Origin of the sequence: Pseudomonas sp. NEEL19, from assembly GCF_028751975.1 — a bacterium.
GTDB classification, from domain to species: Bacteria; Pseudomonadota; Gammaproteobacteria; order Pseudomonadales; family Pseudomonadaceae; genus Aquipseudomonas; species Aquipseudomonas juntendi.
Map to the genome: position 1 here is coordinate 1,084,546 of NZ_CP081491.1, position 21,577 is coordinate 1,106,122.

Here is a 21,577-nt window from a genome sequence, read left to right on the forward strand (position 1 = left end):
CGGCGTGGTGTGGCAAGGGCTTTACGTTGAGGGGCTGGCCAGCGGCCGGTTCACTTCAGGCGCTCGGCGACGCCCATGCAGATGGCCATGATCAGCTTCAGTTCCTTTTGTACCGTACTGGCCGAAACATTCAGTTGCTCGGCAATTTCCAGGTAGGTGGCGCCATGCAGGCGGCTGAGAATGAAGATGCGCTGCTGGCGCTCGCTCAGCTGGTTCAGGCTGATGCTCAGGTGCTTGAGCAGTTGTTCGGCGTGCGCGGCATCCTCGCTGCTGCTGGCCGGTGCGGCCACGCTGTGCAGCACCTCGTCGGGCACGTCGTCGACCAGCATGCGGGCCTGCACCCGGCGGGCGCGCAAGTGGTCGAGCGCCAGGTTGCGGGCCGTCTGGAACACGAAGGGTTCGATGTGCTCGACAGGCCGCTCGCCCAGGGCGCGCGACACCCGCAGGTAGGTTTCCTGCAGCAGGTCCTCGGCGGTGCTGGGGTTGCCGACCATGCGCTGCAGGGTGCGCAGCAGGGAAAGGCGCTGGAGGAGGAAGACGGCGTTGAACCGGGAGTGACTCACGAGAAGACCTGACCGACCAAAAGCTAATGATAATGCTTATCATCTATGCAGAAGGTCAAGTCTGGAAATGTTAGGAAAAGGTAAAGATTGTGAGCCCGCTGGTGGCTGGGGGAGGATGTTCTGTGTATTCGAGACCGAGCGCCGCCTGCGCGGCGCCGGGTCTCACAGGCGCCCAAAGTGCCCCGTCAGGCTCACCGTGCCCTGCACAACGCCAGGCAGTTATCCAGCATGCGGTTGCTGAAGCCCCACTCGTTGTCATACCAGGCCAGCACCTTGAGCATGCGCCCGTTGGCGCGGGTGTGGTTGGCATCGAAGATCGACGACAGCGGGTTGTGGTTGAAATCGCAGGAAACCAATGGCAACGCGTTGTAGCCCAAGACCTTGGAATGCTTGCTCGCCTCGAGGAACAACTGGTTGACCTGCTCGGCGGTGGCCTCGCGCTTGAGGTTCACGGTCAGGTCCACCAGCGACACGTTGATCACCGGCACCCGCACGGCCATACCGGTCAGTTTGCCGGCCAGTTCCGGCAGTACCAGGCCTACCGCCTCGGCCGCGCCGGTCTTGCTGGGGATCATCGACTGGGTTGCCGAGCGCGCGCGGTACGGGTCGCTGTGGTAAACGTCGGTCAGCACCTGGTCGTTGGTATAGGCGTGGATGGTGGTCATCAGGCCCTGCTCGATGCCGAACTCGCGGTGCAGCACCTGGGCGATCGGTGCCAGGCAGTTGGTGGTGCACGAGGCGTTGGAAATGACCTGGTGCGAAGCCCGCAGCACGTCATGGTTGACCCCGTACACCACGGTGGCATCAGCCCCTTTGGCCGGCGCCGAGACAATCACCTTGCCCGCCCCGGCGGCGAGGTGGGCAGCTGCCTTGGCCCGCTCGGTAAACAACCCGGTGCATTCGAACACCACATCGATCGCTTCAGCCTTCCACGGCAGTTCGGCCGGGTTGCGAATGGCACTGACCGCGATACGGTCACCATTGACCGTGAGGCTTTCGTGGTCGGCCTCGACCGTGGCGTCGAAGGTACCGTGCACGCTGTCGTACTTGAGAAGGTGGGCGTTCATGGCGCTGTCGCCCAGGTCGTTGATGGCGACGACCTGCAAGTCCTGGCGGTAGCCTTGGGTATACAGTGCGCGCAGGACGTTGCGGCCGATGCGGCCGAATCCATTGATGGCGATGCGAAGGGTCATGGCAGTACCTCTGGCAGTCCGAGTGAAACCTGTGGCACAAAGGAGCTTCACTGAAACGGTTTTGTTGTTGGAATTACAAGATTATTCACTATCAGATAGAAAACAAGCCTTTTTAGTGGCAGTATTTTGTTTAAACATACAACGAGTGGTGGGGCAAGATGCCTCTACCGATGCAGCGGGCTCCTGGTCTTGAGCCTAGGCGGCAATCGGTTGGAGGGGAAATGCCCGGTAAACCGCCCTTACAATTAGTCTGGAGTCCAGTACATGCATCCGCGCATCCTTGAGGTCACCCAGCGGCTGGTCGAACGCAGCCGAGCCACCCGCGAACGCTACCTGCAGCTGATTCGCGGCGCGGCCAGTGACGGGCCCATGCGCGCCAGCCTGCAGTGCGCCAACTTCGCCCACGGGGTGGCCGGTTGCGGCAGCGACGACAAGCAAACGCTGCGCCTGATGAACGCCGCCAACGTGGCCATCGTCTCGGCCTACAACGACATGCTGTCGGCCCACCAGCCGTACCTGCACTTCCCCGAGCAGATCAAGCAGGCCCTGCGCGAGGTCGGCTCGGTCGGCCAGTTCGCCGGTGGCGTGCCGGCCATGTGCGACGGCGTGACACAGGGTGAGCCGGGCATGGAACTGGCTATCGCCAGCCGGGAAGTGATTGCCATGTCCACTGCGGTAGCGCTGTCGCACAACATGTTCGACGCCGCGCTGATGCTGGGCATTTGCGACAAGATCGTCCCCGGGCTGATGATGGGCGCGTTGCGCTTTGGCCACTTGCCGACCATTTTCGTGCCGGGCGGGCCGATGGTTTCCGGCATTTCCAACAAGCAGAAGGCCGACGTGCGCCAGCGCTATGCCGAAGGCAAGGCCAGCCGCGAGGAGCTGCTGGAGTCGGAGATGAATTCCTATCACAGCCCGGGTACCTGCACCTTCTACGGCACCGCCAATACCAACCAGCTGGTGATGGAGGTGATGGGCCTGCATCTGCCTGGCGCGTCGTTCGTCAACCCGTACACGCCGCTGCGCGATGCGCTCACCGCCGAGGCCGCGCAACAGGTCACGCGCATGACCAAGGCCAGTGGCAGCTTCATGCCGCTGGGCGAAATCGTCGACGAGAAGGCGTTGGTCAACTCCATCGTTGCCCTGCACGCCACGGGTGGCTCCACCAACCATACCCTGCACATCCCGGCAATTGCCCAGGCTGCCGGCATACAGCTGACCTGGCAGGACATGGCCGACCTCTCCGAGGTCGTGCCCACCCTGTCGCATGTCTACCCCAACGGCAAGGCTGATATCAACCACTTCCAGGCCGCTGGCGGCATGGCCTTCCTGATCCGCGAGCTGCTCGATGCCGGCCTGCTGCACGAAGACGTCAACACCGTCGCCGGCCATGGCCTGCGCCGTTACACCCAGGAGCCGTTCCTCGATGATGGCAAGCTGGTATGGCGCGAAGGCCCGCTGCAAAGCCTGGACGAAAGCATCCTGCGCCCGGTCGCGCGGCCGTTCTCGGCCGAAGGCGGCCTGCGGGTGATGGAGGGCAACCTGGGGCGTGGCGTGATGAAGGTTTCGGCTGTAGCTGCCGAGCACCAGGTGGTCGAGGCCCCGGCGCGGGTGTTCCACGATCAGCAGTCGCTGGCCGATGCGTTCAAGGCCGGTGAGCTGGAGTGTGATTTCGTGGCGGTGGTGCGCTTCCAGGGCCCCCGTTGCAATGGCATGCCCGAGCTGCACAAGCTCACGCCGTTCCTGGGCGTGCTGCAAGACCGCGGCTTCAAGGTGGCGCTGGTTACCGACGGGCGCATGTCCGGCGCCTCGGGCAAGATCCCGGCGGCGATCCACGTGTGCCCCGAAGCCTATGACGGTGGCCCGCTGGCACGGGTGCGCGATGGTGATATGGTGCGCGTTGATGGTGTCGAAGGCACGCTGCGGGTACTGGTATCGGCCGAAGAACTGGCCAGCCGCGACCTGCCGCCGGCGCCCCAGGGCAATGACCTGGGGTGCGGGCGCGAGCTGTTCGGCTTCATGCGCATGGCGTTCAGCCCGGCAGAGCAGGGCGCCAGTGCCTTCACCTCTGCCCTGGAGAACCTTAAATGAAGGACCTGCTGGTTGGCGATATCGGCGGCACCAACGCCCGTTTTGCGTTGTGGCGTGACAACCAGTTGCACGAGGTAAAAGTCTTCGCTACCGCGGACTACACCAGCCCGGAGCAGGCTATCGAGGCCTATCTGCATGGCCAGGGCATCGCCCGCGGCGGCCTGGCCGCGGTGTGCCTGGCGGTGGCAGGGCCGGTCGAGGGCGACGAGTTTCGCTTCACCAACAACCACTGGCGCCTGAGCCGCCTGGCGTTCTGCAAGACCTTGCAGGTCGAGCGGCTGGTGTTGATCAATGATTTCACCGCCATGGCGTTGGGCATGACCCGCCTGCAAGAAGGCGAAGTGCGCCAGGTGTGCCCCGGGCAGGCAGACCCAACGCGCCCGGCACTGGTGATCGGCCCGGGCACCGGCCTTGGCGTGGGTTCGCTGCTGCGCCTTGGCGGGCAGCACTGGCAGGCCTTGCCGGGCGAAGGCGGGCATGTGGACCTGCCGGTGGGCAACGCCCGCGAAGCGGCGATCCACCAGCAGATCCACCAGCAAATCGGCCATGTCAGTGCCGAGACGGTACTCAGCGGGGGTGGCCTGGTACGGCTTTACCAGGCCCTGTGTGCGCTGGACGGCGACACCCCACGGCACACGTCCCCGGCGCAGATCACCGATGCAGCGCTGGGCGGCGAGCCACGGGCACTGGCGGTGATCGAGCAGTTCTGCCGGTTCCTGGGGCGCGTGGCCGGGAACAATGTGCTTACCTTGGGCGCGCGCGGTGGGGTCTATATCGTTGGCGGGGTCATCCCGCGGTTTGCCGAGTTGTTCCTGCGCAGCGGGTTCGCCGCCAGCTTTGCCGACAAGGGCTGCATGAGCGGCTACTTTGCGGGTGTGCCGGTGTGGCTGGTGACGGCGGAGTTTTCCGGGTTGCTGGGGGCGGGTGTGGCGTTGCAGCAAGCGCTGGACCATTGACTGGGGCCGCTTTGCGGCCCTTCGCGGGCTTGCCCGCTCCTACAGGTGCTGCGATCCCTGTAGGAGCGGGCAAGCCCGCGAAGGGCTGCAAAGCAGCCCCAATAAAAACAGGCAGCAAAGACCTGTAACCAAGAAGAGGAAGGACCACCTTGAGCACTGCCGGCAAATCGATCCTGATGGTCGACGACGACCAGGAAATCCGTGAACTGCTGCAAACCTATTTGAGCCGCTCCGGCTTCCAGGTGCATGCCGAAGCCGACGGCGCGGGCTTTCGCCGCGCGCTGGAAAGCAGCCCCTGCGACCTGGTCATTCTCGATGTCATGTTGCCCGATGAAGATGGTTTCAGCCTGTGCCGCTGGGTTCGGCAGCATCCGCGCCGGGCGCGTGTGCCAATCATCATGCTCACTGCCAGTTCCGATGAAGCCGACCGGGTCATCGGCCTGGAGCTGGGTGCCGACGACTACCTGGGCAAGCCGTTCAGCCCGCGCGAGCTGCAGGCTCGGCTAAAGGCCCTGCTGCGCCGCGCCGAGTTTGGCCAGGCGGCGCCGGGGAGCGCGGTGCTGGCCTTCGATGACTGGCGCCTGGACACGGTCAGCCACCGGCTGTTCCACCGCGATGGTGAGGAGGTGATTCTCTCCGGTGCCGACTTCGCACTGCTCAAGCTGTTCCTCGACCACCCACAGCAAATCCTCGACCGCGACACCATCGGCAACGCCACCCGCGGCCGCGAGCCGATGCCGCTGGACCGTATCGTCGACATGGCGGTCAGTCGCCTGCGCCAGCGCCTGCGCGACACCGACAAACCTCCCCGGCTGATCCGCACCGTGCGCGGCAGCGGTTACCTGTTGGCGGCGCATGTCTGCTGTGCGCCCTGAGCGGCGCTGGCGTTTGCTGCCCCGCTCACTGCTGGGGCGCATGCTGCTGCTGACCCTGCTGGTGGTGCTGCTGGCCCAGGGGTTGTCGAGCATCATCTGGGTTTCCCAACTGCGCGCCAGCCAGTTGCAGGGGTTGCGGGCCAGTGCCAGCAGCCTGGCCCATTCGATGAGCGCCAGCGTCAGTTACTTCCGGTCGTTGCCAGTGGCCTACCGGCCGCTGGTGCTCGACCAGTTGCGCAGCATGGGCGGCACGCGGTTTTTCGTATCGCTCAATGCTACCCCGCTGGACATGCAGGCGTTGCCCGTCACGGCGCGCAAGCAGGCGGTGATCGATGTATTCCAGCAGGTGTTGCACGAGCGCCTGGGGTCGCAGATGGAAATTTCCGTCGAGTTCGTCGGGCCTGACGAGCTGCGCATCTTCAACAGCGGCCTCAAGCTCGACGAGCTGCCGCGCTCGTGGGCGCATTACTCGCTGACGCTCGAGCCCCTCAAGCCACCGGTGCTGGTCACGCAGATCCGCCTGGGTGAGGGGGAGTGGCTGTACATCGCCTCGTTGCTGCCCGAGCCGTATACCGGCCTGGAAGCCGAACGCCTGCCACGCCAGCAGGTGGGGTTCATGGTGCTGACCACGGCCTTGCTGTTGCTGTTCATCGGCTTGTTGGTGCACTGGCAAAGCTGGCCACTCAAACGCCTGGCCCGGGCCGCGCGGGAAATGTCGCTGGGCGCTGATGTGGCGCCGCTGGCGGAAGGTGGCGGCAGCGAAGTGGTCGAGGTGAGCCGGGCATTCAACAGCATGCGCGAACGTATCAGCCGTTACCTGACCGAACGCAGCCAGTTGTTCAGCGCCATATCCCACGACCTGCGCACACCGATAACCCGCCTGCGCCTGCGTGTCGAGCTGTTGGAAGACGAGCGCCTGCAAGCCAAGTTCAGCCAGGACCTGGACGAGCTGGAGCTGCTGGTCAAAGGCGCCCTGCAATGCGTGAAGGACACCGACATCCATGAGAACATCGAGCCCGTCGACCTCAATCAGGTGCTGGATATCCTGGCCGAGCCTTACCTGGCCGATGGCCGCGTCACTGTGTACGGCAAGGCGCTTGCACCGTACCCGGGCAAACCTCTGGCCCTGCGGCGCTGCATCGGCAACCTGATCGACAACGCCATCAAGTACGGCGAACGGGCGCAACTGCGTATCATCGACAGCGCCGAGGGCTTTGTGCTGCAGGTGGATGACCAAGGGCCGGGGGTGCCCCAGCAGCAGCTGGAGCAGGTGTTCGAGCCACACTTCCGCCTGGCCGCCCAGCAACAGGGTTACGGGCTGGGGTTGGGGATTGCACGCAATATTGCCCATAGCCATGGCGGCGAGGTGAGTTTGCTGAACCTGCGCGACGGTGGGCTGCGGGTAACCTTGTTCCTGCCGCGAGGCATGGACTGATTTTCCGTGTTGCCTGCAAGGGCCGCACGGGTTTCAAGGTTTGCACTCAGGTCACTCAATTGTCACTGCCCAGTGACAATCCCAGCCTCCTTCGTGACATCTGCCTCGACCCCGCTGGCTAGAATTCGCACACGACTGGCAAGGATAAAGCTGGCTCATGAATACCCACCTACTGCCCTCCACCAGCTGGCTGAAAGCCCCGGCTCATACGGCCTGGCGCCTGGCCGAGGCCCAGCGGCTGCTGGCCTTTGCCAAAGCCGCGAAACGCCCGGACGGCTTCGGCAACCTGGATGCCAAAGGCCAACTCGCCGCTGGTGCCCGCGCCGAAACCATGAACACGGCGCGCATGACCCACTGTTTTGCCCTGGCTCACCTGCAAGGCATTCCAGGCTGCCTGGCCTACGCCGAGCACGGCGTGGCCGCCCTGCGCGGGGCCATGCAGGATGCCAGCTATGGGGGCTGGTTCGCTCACCCCGATGGCCAGCAGGACAGCGGCAAGGCCGCCTACCTGCATGCCTTCGTCGCCCTGGCCGCCAGCTCTGCCGTGGTGGCGGGCGCCGCCAGTGCCAGGGGCCTGCTGGCAGACGCCACCGAGGTGATCGAGCGGCATTTCTGGAGCGAAGCCGAAGGTGCCCTGCAAGAGGCTTACTCCCGTGCCTGGCAGTTGCCCGAGCCGTACCGTGGCGCCAACAGCAACATGCATGCGACCGAGGCGTTCCTGGCCCTGGCTGATGTCACCGGCAACACGCTGTGGCTGCAACGCGCGTTGCGTATCGCCGAACGCATCATCCATACCCATGCCGCCGGTAGCGGTTACCGGGTGATCGAACACTTCGACGTGCACTGGCAGCCCGTGGCGGACTACAACCACGACCACCCCGCCGATCATTTCCGGCCCTTTGGCACCACGCCTGGGCACGCCCTGGAATGGGCGCGGTTGCTACTGCACCTGGAGGCCAGCCTGCAACGTGCCGGGCTGCCGGCACCGCAGTGGCTGGCAGAAAGTGCCAGCGGGTTGTTCGAGGCCGCCTGCCAGCACGCCTGGAACGTCGATGGCGCAGAGGGTTTCGTCTACACGCTGGACTGGGCCAACCGCCCGGTGGTGAACGCGCGCCTGCACTGGGTGCACGCCGAAGCGTGCGCCGCCGCCGCGGCCTTGTTGCAGCGTACCGGCGAGGCCCGTTACGAGCAGTGGTACCGCACCCTCTGGGGGTTTATCGCCAACCACTTCATCGACCCTGTGGCGGGCAGCTGGCACCACGAACTCGATGGCAAAAACCGGCCGGCCGGGACCATCTGGCCGGGCAAGCCCGACCTCTATCACGCCTACCAGGCGCTGCTGCTGCCAGGCTTGCCGCTGGCGCCCAGCCTGGCCAGCAACCTGGGCAGCAATGTAACCAAATGATGACATTCACGCATCGCTTCGTTACCTGACGGGGCGGGCACGCTGTTTAGACTCCATGCAACGCAAGCGTTTGACTTGCACGCATAACAACAAGAAAGGTGCTTCGATGAATTCCAAACTCTGTCTCGCCGCTGCTATCTCGCTCGCCTCCTTACTGCCGCTGGGCGCCAGCGCCGCTGAAAGCAAAGGCAGTGTAGAGGTGGTGCACTGGTGGACCTCTGGCGGTGAAAAAGCAGCGGTCGATGTGCTCAAGGCGCAAGTCGAGAAAGACGGTTTCACCTGGAAGGACGGCGCCGTTGCCGGCGGCGGCGGGGCCACCGCCATGACCGTACTCAAGAGCCGCGCAGTCGCCGGCAACCCACCCGGTGTGGCGCAGATCAAGGGCCCGGACATCCAGGACTGGGCGGCCACCGGCCTGCTCGATGCCGATGTGCTCAAGGACGTGGCCAAGGAAGAAAAGTGGGACTCGCTGCTCGACAAGAAGGTCGCCGATACCGTGAAGTACGACGGTGACTACGTTGCCGTGCCGGTCAACATCCACCGTATCAACTGGCTGTGGATCAACCCCGAAGTCTTCAAGAAAGCCGGCATCGACAAGGCGCCCACCACCCTCGACGAATTCTATGCCGCTGCCGACAAGCTCAAGGCCGCCGGCTTCATTGCGCTTGCCCATGGCGGCCAGCCTTGGCAGGACAGCACCGTGTTCGAAAACGTGGTCCTGGCAGTAATGGGCGTCGACGGCTACAAGAAGGCCCTGGTCGACCTCGACAGCGCCACCCTGGCTGGCCCGCAAATGGTCAAGGCACTGACCGAGCTGAAAAAGGTCGCCACCTACATGGACCAGGATGGCAAGGGCCAGGACTGGAACCTGGAAGCGGCCAAGGTCATCAACGGCAAGGCCGGCATGCAGATCATGGGTGACTGGGCCAAGAGCGAATGGACCCTGGCGAAGAAAACCGCCGGCAAGGATTACCAGTGCGTCCCATTCCCCGGCACTGACAAGGCCTTCCTGTACAACATCGACTCGCTGGTGGTGTTCAAGCAGAACGACGCCGGAACATCCGCCGGGCAGCAGGACATCGCGCGCAAGGTGCTGGGCGAGGACTTCCAGAAGGTCTTCAGCATCAACAAAGGGTCGATTCCGGTGCGTAACGACATGCTCGGCAACATGGGCAAGTATGGCTTCGACAGCTGCGCGCAAACCTCCGCCAAGGACTTCCTCGCCGACGCCAAGACGGGCGGCCTGCAGCCAAGCATGGCGCACAACATGGCCACCACGCTGGCCGTGCAGGGCGCGTTCTTCGATGTGGTGACCAACTACATCAACGACCCCAAGGCCGACCCGGCCGATGCGGCGAAGAAGCTGGCGGCGGCCATCAAGGCGGCCCAGTAAAGGCTGACGCGGTCCCGTTGTAGGAGCGGCCTTGCGTCGCGATGGGCTGCGCAGCAGCCCCAAACCTGCGCACTCGATCTTTCAGGTAGGTGTCGAACTTGAGTCCTCAGGGCTGCGCTGCAGCCCATCGCGACGCAAGGCCGCTCCTACCCGGAGTGCAGCGCCTTTGAGGTGAACCATGACCACAACTACCGCCCAATTGCGGGCCTCACCCCTGGACGCGCTGCAGCGCTGGCTACCCAAGCTGGTGCTGGCACCGAGCATGTTCATTGTGCTGGTGGGCTTCTACGGCTACATCCTCTGGACATTCGTGCTGTCCTTCACCACCTCGACCTTCCTGCCCACCTACAAGTGGGCGGGCCTGGCGCAATATGCCCGGCTGTTCGACAACGATCGCTGGTGGGTGGCCAGCAAGAACCTGCTGCTGTTCGGCGGCCTGTTCATCGCCATCAGCCTGGCCATTGGCGTGTTGCTGGCGGTATTGCTGGACCAGCGCATTCGCCGCGAAGGTTTTATCCGGACCATTTACCTGTACCCCATGGCCCTGTCGATGATCGTTACCGGCACCGCCTGGAAGTGGCTGCTCAACCCTGGCATGGGCCTGGACAAGCTGCTGCGCGATTGGGGCTGGGAGGGTTTTCGGCTGGACTGGCTGATCGACCCGGACCGGGTGGTGTACTGCCTGGTGATCGCCGCCGTGTGGCAGGCATCGGGCTTCATCATGGCCATGTTCCTGGCCGGGCTGCGCGGGGTTGACCAGTCCATCATCCGCGCTGCGCAGATCGACGGTGCCAGCCTGCCACGCATTTACTGGACAGTGGTGCTGCCCAGCCTGCGCCCGGTGTTTTTCAGTGCGCTGATGATTCTTTCGCACATTGCCATCAAGAGCTTCGACCTGGTGGCGGCGATGACCGCCGGTGGCCCGGGTTACTCATCCGACCTGCCGGCCATGTTCATGTACTCGTTCACCTTCAGCCGCGGCCAGATGGGCATGGGCTCTGCCAGCGCCATCCTGATGCTGGGCGCGATTCTGGCGATCCTCGTGCCTTACCTGTACTCGGAGCTGCGGAGCAAACGCCATGCATAGCGCATCGAATAGCCCTGCCGAAAAACCGGCACTGAGCCTTGGCCGTATCGCCATCCATGGCGTGTTGCTGATTGCCGTGCTGCTGTACCTGGTGCCGCTGGTGGTGATGCTGCTGACCAGCTTCAAAACCCCGGAAGACATCAGCACCGGCAACCTGCTGAGCTGGCCCGCGGTGATCACCGGCATTGGCTGGGTCAAGGCCTGGGGCACGGTCAGCGGTTACTTCTGGAACTCGATCATGATCACCGTGCCGGCGGTGCTGATCTCCACCGCCATCGGCGCGTTGAACGGCTATGTGCTGTCGATGTGGCGCTTCCGCGGGTCGCAGCTGTTCTTCGGGCTGCTGCTGTTCGGCTGCTTCCTGCCATTCCAGACAGTGTTGCTGCCGGCCTCGTTCACCCTCGGCAAGCTTGGCCTGGCCAGTACCACCAGTGGTTTGGTGCTGGTGCACGTGGTCTACGGGCTGGCCTTCACCACCCTGTTCTTCCGCAACTTCTACGTGAGTATCCCGGATGCGCTGGTCAAGGCGGCGCGCCTGGATGGCGCCGGGTTCTTCACCATTTTCCGCCGCATCATCCTGCCGATGTCGACGCCGATCATCATGGTCTGCCTGATCTGGCAGTTCACCCAGATCTGGAACGATTTCCTGTTCGGCGTGGTGTTTTCCAGCGGCGACTCGCAACCGATCACCGTGGCCCTGAACAACCTGGTGAACACCAGCACCGGCGCCAAGGAATACAACGTCGACATGGCGGCGGCGATGATCGCCGGCCTTCCAACCCTGCTGGTCTACGTGGTGGCAGGCAAATATTTCGTGCGCGGGCTGACGGCCGGCGCAGTCAAGGGGTAAGTCATGGCAACGCTCGAACTGCGCAATGTAAACAAGACCTACGGCACCGGCCTGCCCGATACCCTCAAGGACATCCAGCTGTCGATCAGCGACGGCGAGTTCCTGATCCTGGTTGGCCCGTCGGGCTGTGGCAAATCGACCCTGATGAACTGCATCGCCGGCCTGGAGCAGATCACCGGCGGGGCCATTCTCATCGACGGGCAGGACGTCAGTGGCATGAGCCCCAAGGACCGCGACATCGCCATGGTGTTTCAGTCCTATGCGCTGTACCCGACCATGAGCGTGCGCGAAAACATCGAATTTGGCCTGAAAATCCGCAAGCTGCCGCAGGCGGCAATCGATGAAGAGGTGGCGCGGGTGGCCAAGCTGCTGCAGATCGAGCACCTGCTGGCGCGCAAACCGGCGCAGCTGTCGGGCGGCCAGCAGCAGCGCGTGGCCATGGGCCGGGCGCTGGCGCGGCGGCCGAAGATCTACCTGTTCGACGAGCCGCTGTCCAACCTGGACGCCAAGCTGCGGGTCGAGATGCGTACCGAAATGAAGCTGATGCACCAGCGCCTGAAGACCACCACCGTGTACGTCACCCATGACCAGATCGAGGCCATGACCCTGGGCGACAAGGTTGCGGTGATGAAAGATGGCATCATCCAGCAGTTCGGTACCCCGCAACAGATCTACAACGACCCGGCCAACCAGTTTGTCGCCAGCTTCATCGGCTCGCCGCCAATGAACTTCATTCCGGCCCGCCTCAAGCAACAGGATGGCCGCCTGCTGGCGCTGCTCGACAGCGGCCAGGCGCGCTGCGAGCTGCCCTTGGGGCTGGCCGCCAATGAACAGGATGGCCGTGAAATCCTGCTGGGCATCCGCCCTGAGCAGATCGCCCTGGGGGCCAGCGAGGGCAACGGCCTGCCGGCCATTCGTGCCGAAGTGCAGGTCACCGAACCCACCGGGCCGGACCTGCTGGTATTCGTCACCCTCAACCAGACCAAGGTGTGCTGCCGCCTGGCGCCCGATGTGGCCTGCCAGGTTGGCGACAACCTCAACCTGCAACTGGACCCGGCGCGGGTGCTGCTGTTCGACGCCAACAGCGGCGAGCGGCTGCACCTGGCCAGCACTGCCGCAGCCACCAAGGACAACGTGGCTCACTTCAAAGGCCGTTAATTCGTCTACATCATCAATAAGAAAAAGAGGACGCAAAGGGATGGAACAGCGCAAACGTATCAAGACATTGGGGTCGCTGGCATTGCTCGCCGTGGTTGGCAGCGCCAGTGCACAAGCTGCCGAGGCATTTTCCAGCGAATCGAAGTGGATGACCGGCGACTGGGGCGGCACCCGTACCGAGCTGCTGGACAAGGGCTACGATTTCACCCTCGATTACGTGGGTGAAGTGGCCGGTAACCTGCATGGCGGCTACAACGACGACAAAACCGCGCGCTACAGCGACCAGTTCGCCCTTGGCGCGCACCTGGACCTGCAAAAGATCTTTGGCTGGCACGATGCCGAATTCAAGCTGGCGATCACCGAGCGTAGCGGCCGTAACCTGTCCAACGACCGCATCAGCGACCCGCGCGCCGGGCAGTTCAGCTCGGTGCAGGAGGTGTGGGGGCGCGGCCAGACCTGGCGCCTGACCCAGATGTGGGTCAAGCAGAAGTACTTCGACGGCGCACTGGATGTGAAAGTCGGCCGCTACGGCCCGGGCGAGGATTTCAACAGCTTCCCGTGCGACTTCCAGAACCTGGCCTTCTGCGGTTCGCAGGTGGGCAACTGGGTAGGCGGCATCTGGTACAACTGGCCGGTCAGCCAGTGGGCGCTGCGGGTGAAGTACAACATCACCCCGGACTTCTTCGTGCAGGTCGGTGCCTTCGAGCAGAACCCCTCCAACCTGGAAACCGGCAACGGCTTCAAACTCAGTGGCAGCGGCACCAAGGGCGCGATCCTGCCGGTGGAGGCGGTGTGGTCACCCAAGGTCAACGGCCTGCCGGGCGAGTACCGCCTGGGCTACTACTACAGCACCGCCAAGGCCGACGATGTCTACGACGACGTCAACGGCAACCCGCAGGGTCTCACCGGCAACGCGTTCAAGTCGCACTCCAGCAAGCATGGCTGGTGGGTGGTGGCGCAGCAGCAGGTCACCGCCCATGCCGGGGATGTGAACCGCGGCCTCAGCCTGTTCGCCAACTTCACCGTGCACGACAAGGCCACCAACGTGGTCGACAACTACCAGCAGGTGGGGTTGGTGTACAAAGGCGCGTTCGACGCCCGGCCCAAGGATGACATCGGCTTTGGCGTGGCACGCATCCATGTGAACGACGACGTGAAGAAGCGTGCCGAGCTGATCAACGCGCAGAACGGCATCGACGATTACGACAACCCAGGCTTCATGCCATTGCAGCGCACCGAGTACAACGCCGAGCTGTACTACGGCTTCCACGTCACCAACTGGCTGACCGTGCGGCCCAACCTGCAGTACATCAAGAGCCCGGGTGGGGTTGACCAAGTGGACAATGCGCTGGTCGCCGGCTTGAAGATTCAGTCGTCATTCTGAGGGCAATTGTTGTAAATTTACGCCAATCCATTTTCGGCGCCCGGCACCCACTGCCCTGCAGTGGGTGTTGGGGATAGGCCGAGACAGCGCTATCTCAAACAAAAAGAGCTCTGACCCATGCCTGAACATCCGCTCCATCGCTTCTTCACCTCGCAGCGGCCGCGGCCGACATTCGAGTGGGAGCGTTACCAGCAGCGCGATGTACTGATCATCGACCACCCCCGTTGCCAGGCGGTATTCAGCCGCCAGGGCGCGCAACTGCTGCATTTTCAGCCGGCGGGCGAGCGGCCTTGGCTGTGGTGCGCCGAGCAGTGGCCGCAAGTGGGGGCGATACGCGGTGGTGTGCCGGTGTGCTGGCCGTGGTATGGCCGCCACCCCAGCGAAGACCTGTGGCCGGCGCATGGCTGGGCGCGGTTGCTGGACTGGAAGCTGGTGGACAGCCGCGAGGACGAGGAGGGCGTAAGCCTGAAGTGGCAGCTGGACCTGTGCGACTGGCAGGTCGACCTGCATGCCCGGTTGGGCAGCCGCATGGAGCTGAGCCTGAGCACCGAGCACCAGGACAGCCAACCCTGCCAGTTGAGCCATGCCTTGCTGGCCTACTGGCGTATCAGTCACGTTTCCGAGATAGCGCTGTCTGGGCTGGAGGATATCCAGGGTTATGACCGGCTCAACCGTCAGGCCTGCCGCGAGGGCGGTGCGCTGAAGCTCAAGGGCGGCTGCCAGAAGGTCTACCCGGGCACGCCCCGGGTACAACTGCAGGACCCGGCTTGGCAGCGCGAGCTGTGCATCGACACGGGCGACAGCGACGACACGGTGGTCTGGCACCCGGGCAATCGCCCGTTAATGGGCGTGACCGGGCGGGAATGCCAGGGCTTTGTCTGCGTCGAGGCTGCCAGTGGCAGCGGCGAGGGCCTGAGCCTGGCGCCGGGGCAACGTGCCCACCTGCGTTTGCAGGCGCACCGGCTCAGTTGAGTTCGTCGTCCTCGATCGGGTAGCGGCTGGCGTTCAGGCTTTCCTTGATCTTGCGCAGGTGCGGCTGGAAATCCACGCCACGGCGCAGGGTCATGCCGGTAGCCAGGACATCGAGCACGGTCAGCTGAATGATGCGCGAGGTCATCGGCATGTAGATGTCGGTGTCTTCGGGCAGCGGGATATGCAGGCTCAGGCTGCAGGCGTTGGCCAGGGGCGAGCCGGCGGCAGTCAGGCCCAGTACCGAGGCACCGTTTTCGCGGGCCAGGCGGGCCACATCGACCAGTTCGCGGGTGCGCCCGGTGTAGGAAATGATCACGAACAGGTCACCGGTGTGGGCCACCGAGGCCAGCATGCGCTGCATCAGCACGTCGGCATGGGCCGATACCGCCAGGTTGAAGCGGAAGAACTTGTGCTGTGCATCGAGGGCCACCGGGGCGGAGGCGCCAAGGCCGAAAAAGTGGATTTGCCGGGCCTGGATCATCATGTCCACGGCACGGCTGACCTGCATCGGGTCCAGTTGCTGGCAGGCACTGTCGAGTGAGGCAATGGCGCTGGCGAAGATTTTCTGGGTATAGGCCGCCGGGTCATCGTCGGCCTCTACTGCGCGGCTGACATAGGCGGCGCCGCTGGCCAGGCTCTGTGCCAGTTGCAGCTTGAGCTCGGGGTAGCCGCTGACGCCGAACGAGCGGCAGAAACGGTTGACGGTCGGCTCGCTGACCTTGGCCGCCTGGGCCAGCGCAGCGATGCTGAAACGGGTGGCTTGTTGCGGGTTGAGCAGGATGACTTCGGCGACTTTGCGTTCGGCCTTGTTCAGCTCGTCGAGGCGTCCCTGGATCTGTTCCAGGAGGTTTCGCACGCGGTCCATGGGTATGTCCTTGGGTCGGGAAGGCAGCCGGCTGTGGGAGCAGCAGGCTTTTTGCACGGTCGTCTATCGTACTGTCGGTGCGGTTGGTGTACCACTTGTCTGTATCACTTGTATGTAATGTTGTGGTTTTTACTACATTTCCCCTTGAAAACCGTATGTGAAAGCGGTATTCCTAGACCAACTTTAGGAAAGAACCAACATCATGGCTGCAATCAGTGTCGAACCTTGCACCTTTGCCCTGTTTGGCGCCCTCGGCGACCTGGCGCTGCGCAAGCTGTTTCCTGCGCTGTACCAACTCGACCGCGCCAATCTGCTGCACCCCGACACCCGTCTGCTGGCGCTGGCGCGTGAGGCCGGCAGTGCGCAGGCGCACCTGGATCACATCGAAGCGCACCTGCGCCGGCATGTGCCCGAGGCCGATATCGAGCCGGCCGCACTGGGGCGCTTCCTCGCCCGGCTGAGCTACCTGCACCTGGACTTCCTGCAGCCTGAAGGCTATCAGGCGCTGGCCGAGCAGTTGCCCGGCGAGCTGCCGTTGATCGCCTACTTCGCCACCGCCGCGGCTGTATACGGGGCCATCTGCGAGAACCTCGACAAGGCCGGTCTGGTGGCGCGCACCCGGGTAGTGCTGGAAAAACCCATTGGCCATGACCTGGAATCGTCACGCCGGGTCAACGACGCTGTCGCGCGGTTCTTCCCGGAAAGCCGGGTCTACCGTATCGACCACTACCTGGGCAAGGAGACCGTGCAGAACCTCATTGCCCTGCGGTTTGCCAACAGCCTGTTCGAAACCCAGTGGAACCAGAATTCCATCTCCCATGTGGAGATCACCGTTGCCGAAAAGGTCGGTATCGAAGGCCGCTGGGGCTACTTCGACAAGGCCGGGCAACTGCGCGACATGATCCAGAACCACCTGCTGCAGCTGCTGTGCCTGATCGCCATGGACCCGCCCAGCGACTTGTCTGCCGATGCCATTCGCGACGAAAAAGTGAAGGTGTTGAAGGCACTGGCACCGATCACGGGCGACGCCCTGAGCACCCGCGTGGTGCGTGGCCAGTACATTGCCGGCTACAGCGATGGCAAGCCCGTACCGGGCTACCTGGAAGAAGACAATGCCAACGCGCAGAGCGATACCGAAACCTTCGTCGCCCTGCGTGCCGACATTCGCAACTGGCGTTGGTCAGGCGTGCCGTTCTACCTGCGCACCGGCAAGCGCATGCCGCAGAAGCTGTCGCAGATCGTTATCCACTTCAAGGAAACCCCGCACTACATCTTCGCCCCGGAACAGCGTTTGCAGGTGGGCAACAAGCTGATCATCCGCCTGCAGCCGGACGAAGGCATTTCGTTGCGGGTGATGACCAAGGAGCAGGGGCTGGACAAGGGCATGCAACTGCGCAGTGGCCCGCTGCAGCTGAATTTTTCCGATACCTGGCGCAGTGCGCGGATTCCGGATGCCTACGAGCGGCTATTGCTCGAAGTGATGCGCGGCAACCAGAACCTGTTCGTGCGCAAGGACGAAATCGAGTATGCCTGGAAGTGGTGCGACCAGTTGATCGCCGGCTGGCGTAATGCGGGCGATGCGCCCAAGCCATACGCGGCCGGCTCCTGGGGGCCGATGAGCTCGATTGCACTGATCACACGCGATGGGAGGGCGTGGTATGGGGATATCTGAACTGAAACTGCCAGCGGTCGTGAACGTACACGAGTTGGCAGACGCCGAGGCGCTGGCCGCCACTCAGGCCCACGACGTGGCCGAGCGCCTGCGCGCTGCGGTTGCTGCCAAGGGGCAGGCCTGCGTGGTGTTGTCCGGTGGCCGCAGCCCGGTGCCCTTCCTGGAAAAACTGGCCAGCGAAGCGCTGGACTGGGCCAAGGTCACCGTCAGCCTGGCCGATGAACGCTGGGTGCCGGTAGAGCACGCCGACAGCAATGCGGGCCTGCTGGCCCGTCACCTGTTCCAGGGTAATGCGGCCAAGGCCCGCTTCATTGGCCTGTACCAGCAGGCGGAAAACCTCGACGCCGCCGCACTCATGGCCGACCAGGCGTTGGCCGAGCTGCCGCAGATCGACGTGCTGGTGCTGGGCATGGGGGACGATGGCCATACCGCTTCGCTGTTCCCGGCCAGCCCGAACTTGGAAGCAGGCTTGGACTTGGCTGGCCAACGTCGCTGCCTGCCGTTGCTGGCGCCCAGCGTGCCGCACCAGCGCCTGTCGATGACCCGCGCTTTGCTGGCCAGTGCCGGCTTTACCGCGCTGGCCGTGCAGGGCCAGGGCAAACTCGCCACCCTGCGCGCCGCGCTGGCTGGCAACGACCTTACCGAAATGCCGATTCGCGCTTTTCTTCACGCCCCCCTGGACATCTACTGGTGCCCATGAGCCAAGGATCCACAGTCATGACCACCCTTGAACGCCCACAGTCCAAGCTCTCGATGGCCGACAAAGCCGCGCGGATCGACGCCATTTGCGAAAAGGCGCGCATTCTGCCGGTGATCACCATCGCCCGTGAGGAAGACATCCTGCCGCTGGCTGACGCACTGGCTGCTGGCGGTATCCGTACCCTCGAAGTGACCTTGCGCTCACCGCTTGGGCTGAAGGCCATCGAGGTACTGCGCAAGCAGCGCCCGGAGCTCTGCGTGGGCGCCGGCACTGTTCTGGACCGCGGTATGTTCGCCGCCGTTGAAGCCGCAGGTGCACAATTTGTCGTCACCCCAGGCATTACCCCGGAGCTCCTCCAGGCCGGGGTGGACAGCGAGATCCCGCTACTGCCAGGCATCAGCACGCCGTCTGAAATCATGCTGGGGTATGCCCTGGGCTACCGTCGCTTCAAGCTGTTCCCAGCGGAAATCAGCGGTGGCGTGGCGGCGATCAAGGCGTTCGGCGGGCCTTTCGGCGATATCCGCTTCTGCCCAACCGGTGGTGTGAACCCGGCCAATGTGCGCAATTACATGGCCTTGCCCAACGTGATGTGTGTAGGGGGCACCTGGATGCTCGACAGCAGCTGGATCAAGAATGGCGATTGGGCGCGGATCGAAGCGTGCAGTGCCGAGGCGATGGCGCTAGTGGACGCCAACTGAATTTGTTGTGTGCTTTACGGCTTATGGGGCGCTTGGTCGGCGCCCCTTTTTTTTGCCTGGCTTTCTTGCAGCGCCGGGTGCACCGCGTACCCTGTGGGAGCGGGCGCGCCCGCGAAGCATCCAGCGCGGTGCATGGCACCGGCTGCGCCGGTGTTCGCGGGCACGCCCGCTCCCACAGGGCCGCGCCGGGCTTATGAATCGAGTTCACTGCGCGACAGCGCAGCCCTTAGGGCTGTGTGATCTCCCACAGGAATATCGCAGCACTCGAAGCCTGTGCAGTACCCTGTGGGAGCTGGCTTGCCAGCGATAGGGCCAGTACAAGGCCAACAAAAAAGCCCGCATCAAACGATGCGGGCTTTCTCATTCAGCAGGCAGGGCTCAGGCCGCTTTGGCTTCCTGCTGGCTCAGCGAGCGGTTCAGGGCGCTGAACAGTGCCTTGAAGCTGGCGGTGGTGATGTTTTCGTCGATACCCACACCGTGCACCGGGCGGCCACCGGCCACGCGCAATTCGATGTAGGCCGCCGCCTTGGCGTTGGTGCCAGCACCAATCGCGTGCTCGTTGTAGTCCATGATTTCCACGGCAACCGGCAGGCCGGCAACCAGGGCTTCCAGGGCGCCATTGCCCTTGCCGCGCCAGTGCAGGGTGGTTTCGCCTTCGCCGGCGACTTCCACTTCCACGGCGCTGTGGCCGTTTTCTTCCTGCAGGCGGTGGCTGACCAGGGCGTATGGCGCGTTGGCCTGCAGGTATTCCTTGTGCAGCAGGCTGTAGATTTGCTGAGCGGTCATTTCCAGGCCCAAACGGTCGGTTTCACCCTGTACAACCTGGCTGAACTCGATCTGCATGCGGCGCGGCAGGCTGATACCGTACTCCTGCTCGAGCAGGTAGGTGATGCCGCCTTTGCCCGACTGGCTGTTGACGCGGATGACCGCCTCGTAGCTGCGGCCAATATCGGCCGGGTCGATCGGCAGGTACGGCACTTCCCACAGCTCGCCTTCCTGCTGCTTGGCGAAGCCCTTGCGGATGGCGTCCTGGTGCGAGCCGGAGAACGCAGTGTGTACCAGGTCGCCGACATAAGGGTGGCGTGGGTGCACGGGCAGCTGGTTGCACTCTTCGACCACCTTGCGCACGCCGTCGATGTCGGAGAAGTCCAGCAGCGGGTCGATACCCTGGGTGTACAGGTTCAGTGCCAGGGTCACCAGGTCGACATTGCCGGTCCGCTCGCCGTTGCCAAACAGGCAGCCTTCGGCGCGATCGGCGCCGGCCATCAGGCCCAGTTCGGTGGCGGCAATGCCGGTGCCACGGTCGTTGTGGCAGTGCAGGCTGATGATCACGCTGTCGCGGCGGCTGACATTGCGGCAGAACCATTCGATCTGGTCGGCGTAGATGTTCGGCGTGGACACTTCCACGGTGGCCGGCAGGTTGAGGATGACCTTGTGCTCTGGCGTCGGGTTCCACACCTCGATGACCGCGTCGCACACTTCCTTGGCGAATTCCATTTCGGTCGCGCTGAAGGTTTCTGGCGAGTACTGGAAGGTCCAGTGGGTTTCGGGCTGCTGGGCGGCATACTTGACGAACAGCTTGGCGGCGTTCACCGCGATGTCTTTCACACCTTGCTTGTCCTGGTTGAAGACAATGCGGCGGAACGCCGGGGAGGTGGCGTTATACAGGTGGACGATGGCCTTTTTCGCGCCACGCAGCGACTCGAAGGTACGCGCGATCAGGTCTTCACGGGCTTGGGTGAGCACCTGGATCGTGGTGTCGTCCGGGATGTGGCCGTCTTCGATCAGGGTGCGCACGAAGTCGAAATCGGTCTGCGAGGCAGACGGGAACGCCGCTTCGATTTCCTTCACGCCCACCTGAACCAGGGTCTTCCAGAAGCGCAGTTTCTTCTCCGAATCCATCGGCTCGATCAGCGACTGGTTGCCATCACGCAAGTCGGAGCTGCACCAGATGGGCGCTGCGGTGATGGTCTTCGACGGCCAGGTGCGGTCAGGCAGGTCGATAGTCGGGAAGGCGCGGTATTTTTTCGAAGGGTCTTTGAGCATGGACATGGAAGCAATCCTTTTGTGTGCGGCCGAAATCGGGCCTGCCGAGCGATAACAAGATGAAGAGGCGAGGCGACGCGATTCAGCCTGGTAGTCGTGCGCTGACCAGGCTGAGGCTGCGATGTTGTCGGAGCAGGATGAGGGTGCTGAAGGTTTTCATGCCTTCAAACTTAACCAGTGGGGTGGGGGATGGCAAGCGTTCGGAAAAAATTGAGAGGAATGCTTAAAAAAAGC

The 21,577-nt window shown here is 63.6% G+C and carries 18 protein-coding genes; 14 read left to right on the plus strand and 4 right to left on the minus strand.

All coding sequences use genetic code 11. The features are described from left to right. Positions 1-50: 50 nt before the first annotated feature. Together K4A76_RS04880 and gap are read right to left on the minus strand one after the other, a co-directional pair. Positions 51-563, minus strand: a complete 513-nt coding sequence (locus tag K4A76_RS04880; RefSeq protein WP_161893136.1) for an RNA polymerase sigma factor — start codon at positions 561-563, stop codon at positions 51-53. A 191-nt stretch (positions 564-754) separates the two neighbouring features. After that, positions 755-1,756: a type I glyceraldehyde-3-phosphate dehydrogenase gene (gap, locus tag K4A76_RS04885; RefSeq protein WP_054881597.1), complete on the minus strand. Its 1,002-nt coding sequence runs from the start codon at positions 1,754-1,756 to the stop codon at positions 755-757. 264 nt (positions 1,757-2,020) lie between these two features. On the opposite strand from gap, the gene edd reads away from it, so the two are divergent. The 11 genes from edd (at position 2,021) to K4A76_RS04940 (ending at position 15,362) form a co-directional block, all read left to right on the plus strand. Beyond that, a complete protein-coding gene (gene edd / locus K4A76_RS04890; RefSeq protein WP_009683397.1) occupies positions 2,021-3,847 on the plus strand; it encodes a phosphogluconate dehydratase in 1,827 nt (608 codons plus the stop codon). Next, the gene (locus K4A76_RS04895; protein WP_029885497.1) at positions 3,844-4,803 is read left to right on the plus strand and encodes a glucokinase; all 960 of its coding nucleotides are present in this window, start codon (positions 3,844-3,846) and stop codon (positions 4,801-4,803) included. Before edd ends, K4A76_RS04895 begins: the two co-directional genes overlap by 4 nt. A gap of 149 nt (positions 4,804-4,952) precedes the next feature. Next, entirely contained in the window at positions 4,953-5,678 is a 726-nt protein-coding gene (gltR, locus tag K4A76_RS04900) for a two-component system response regulator GltR (RefSeq protein ID WP_110679388.1), read from the plus strand. Then, positions 5,659-7,113: an ATP-binding protein gene (locus K4A76_RS04905; protein ID WP_054881599.1), complete on the plus strand. Its 1,455-nt coding sequence runs from the start codon at positions 5,659-5,661 to the stop codon at positions 7,111-7,113. Before gltR ends, K4A76_RS04905 begins: the two co-directional genes overlap by 20 nt. A 157-nt stretch (positions 7,114-7,270) precedes the next feature. Next, a complete protein-coding gene (locus tag K4A76_RS04910; protein WP_274411666.1) occupies positions 7,271-8,518 on the plus strand; it encodes a D-mannose isomerase in 1,248 nt (415 codons plus the stop codon). Positions 8,519-8,624: 106 nt separating this feature from the next. Continuing rightward, positions 8,625-9,911 carry an ABC transporter substrate-binding protein gene (locus K4A76_RS04915; protein WP_173887714.1) on the plus strand — a complete coding sequence of 429 codons (1,287 nt, stop codon included), beginning with the start codon at positions 8,625-8,627 and terminating at the stop codon, positions 9,909-9,911. Positions 9,912-10,089: 178 nt separating this feature from the next. After that, positions 10,090-10,998: a carbohydrate ABC transporter permease gene (locus tag K4A76_RS04920; RefSeq protein ID WP_009683405.1), complete on the plus strand. Its 909-nt coding sequence runs from the start codon at positions 10,090-10,092 to the stop codon at positions 10,996-10,998. Then, a complete protein-coding gene (locus K4A76_RS04925; protein ID WP_009683406.1) occupies positions 10,991-11,848 on the plus strand; it encodes a carbohydrate ABC transporter permease in 858 nt (285 codons plus the stop codon). The genes K4A76_RS04920 and K4A76_RS04925 overlap by 8 nt, the downstream gene beginning before the upstream one ends. 3 nt (positions 11,849-11,851) lie before the next feature. Further along, positions 11,852-13,006, plus strand: coding sequence for an ABC transporter ATP-binding protein (locus K4A76_RS04930; protein ID WP_029885492.1), 1,155 nt, complete (start codon positions 11,852-11,854; stop codon positions 13,004-13,006). 40 nt (positions 13,007-13,046) lie between these two features. Beyond that, complete coding sequence (locus tag K4A76_RS04935; protein ID WP_054890317.1) at positions 13,047-14,390, plus strand: carbohydrate porin; 1,344 nt, start codon at positions 13,047-13,049, stop codon at positions 14,388-14,390. Positions 14,391-14,507: 117 nt separating this feature from the next. Beyond that, the gene (locus K4A76_RS04940) at positions 14,508-15,362 is read left to right on the plus strand and encodes a D-hexose-6-phosphate mutarotase (RefSeq protein ID WP_009683409.1); all 855 of its coding nucleotides are present in this window, start codon (positions 14,508-14,510) and stop codon (positions 15,360-15,362) included. Here K4A76_RS04940 and hexR read toward each other — a convergent pair. Continuing rightward, positions 15,355-16,218, minus strand: coding sequence for a DNA-binding transcriptional regulator HexR (gene hexR, locus K4A76_RS04945; protein WP_172828429.1), 864 nt, complete (start codon positions 16,216-16,218; stop codon positions 15,355-15,357). The genes K4A76_RS04940 and hexR overlap by 8 nt on opposite strands. Before the next feature lie 211 nt (positions 16,219-16,429). Here hexR and zwf point away from each other — a divergent pair, with 211 nt between their 5' ends. Genes zwf through K4A76_RS04960 form a run of 3 tightly spaced genes read left to right on the plus strand, consistent with a single transcriptional unit; the run spans position 16,430 to position 19,297 of the window. Then, positions 16,430-17,899: a glucose-6-phosphate dehydrogenase gene (gene zwf / locus K4A76_RS04950; protein ID WP_009683411.1), complete on the plus strand. Its 1,470-nt coding sequence runs from the start codon at positions 16,430-16,432 to the stop codon at positions 17,897-17,899. Then, entirely contained in the window at positions 17,886-18,599 is a 714-nt protein-coding gene (gene pgl / locus K4A76_RS04955; protein ID WP_125920357.1) for a 6-phosphogluconolactonase, read from the plus strand. Before zwf ends, pgl begins: the two co-directional genes overlap by 14 nt. 17 nt (positions 18,600-18,616) lie before the next feature. Beyond that, positions 18,617-19,297 carry a bifunctional 4-hydroxy-2-oxoglutarate aldolase/2-dehydro-3-deoxy-phosphogluconate aldolase gene (locus K4A76_RS04960; RefSeq protein ID WP_009683413.1) on the plus strand — a complete coding sequence of 227 codons (681 nt, stop codon included), beginning with the start codon at positions 18,617-18,619 and terminating at the stop codon, positions 19,295-19,297. 378 nt (positions 19,298-19,675) lie between these two features. On the opposite strand, the gene leuA is transcribed toward K4A76_RS04960, so the two are convergent. Continuing rightward, positions 19,676-21,349 (minus strand): 2-isopropylmalate synthase, encoded by a 1,674-nt coding sequence (gene leuA, locus K4A76_RS04965; RefSeq protein ID WP_009683414.1) that lies wholly within the window; start codon positions 21,347-21,349, stop codon positions 19,676-19,678. Positions 21,350-21,577: the final 228 nt, after the last annotated feature.